1 protein-coding gene is annotated in these 1207 nt (G+C 63.9%); it reads left to right on the top strand.

The window, feature by feature from the left end:
* Nucleotides 1–42: 42 nt before the first annotated feature.
* A protein-coding gene (locus ABZV91_RS32485; RefSeq protein ID WP_355249534.1) for an IS3 family transposase occupies nt 43–1178 on the top strand; the annotation gives its coding sequence in 2 pieces (ribosomal slippage) (nt 43–307 and nt 307–1178; 1137 coding nt in all).
* Nucleotides 1179–1207 lie beyond the last annotated feature (29 nt).

Here is a 1207-nt window from a genome sequence, read left to right as displayed (position 1 = left end):
TTCTGATGCACCAGAATGGGTGCAGAAGGAGACGATCACACCATGTCACGACGTCGGCACACGCCCGAGCAGATCATCCGCAAGCTCCGCGAGGGTGAGCGGCTACTCGGTGAGAATTTCACGATCGAGGACGTGTGCAAGCACCTGGAGATTTCCGATGCGACCTGGCATCGCTGGCAGGACCAGTACGGCGGGATGAAATCCGAGGACGCCAAGAGGCTCAAGGAGCTCGAGCGTGAGAACGCCCGGTTGAAGCGGATGGTCGCTGATCAGGCCCTCGATATCGACATGCTCAAGGAGTTGAACCGGGGAAACTACTGAGCCCGGAGCGGCGCCGCAGGGCCGTGCAGGTGCTGCGGGACCGGTTCGGGGTCTCCGAACGCCGAGCATGCCGGGTCGCCGGCCAACCCCGCTCGACCCAACGTCGCCGTTCACCGAGCCCGGTGGAGACCGAGCGGGTACTCACCGATCGGCTTCGCGAGATTTCGCGGGCGCATCCGCGGTGGGGGTGGCGCAAAGCGCACGCGTTGTGCCGGGCCGAGGGTTTGGTGGTCAACCGTAAACGCACCCGCCGGTTGTGGCGTGAGCACGGGTTGAAACGGCCCGCGCGCACGCGCAAGAAGCGCCGGATCGGCGCCGGCCGGCATCAGCGGTTGCGGGCATCGCGTCCGGATCAGATGTGGGCATTGGATTTCCAGGTCGACGTCACCGTCGATGGACGCCAGATCCGGTTTCTCAACGTGGTGGACGAGTTCACTCGCGAAGCCCTGGCAGTGACCGCATTCCGGTCGTGCACCGCTGACCGGCTCATCGGCGTACTCGACCAGATCATGGCGGCGACCGGCCGAAAGCCGGAGCATATCCGGATGGACAACGGTACCGAGATGACCGCGCACGCCATGCGCGATTGGTGTCGGTTCACCGGCGTCGATGCGGCGTTCATCGACCCGGCATCACCCTGGCAGAACGGGATCTGTGAATCGTTCAACGGCCGATTCCGGGACGAATTCCTGGCCTGTGAGCAGTTCTGCTCGCTGACCGAAGCTCGAGTGCTTGCCGAGGACTGGCGCATCGAGTACAACACTTATCGGCCGCACGGATCGCTGAACTTTCTCACTCCTGAAGCGTTCCGGCAGCAATGGACACCGACCGAGTTCAACCAACCGCAACTCGCATGATCGGTGGATCCGCCACCGGGGCCCAGTCA

Origin of the sequence: Nocardia sp. NPDC004568, assembly GCF_040609955.1 — a bacterium.
Taxonomy (GTDB): Bacteria; Actinomycetota; Actinomycetes; order Mycobacteriales; family Mycobacteriaceae; genus Nocardia.
The sequence above is the reverse complement of the archived record's forward strand: the minus strand, read 5'-3'. Positions and strand labels throughout refer to the sequence as shown.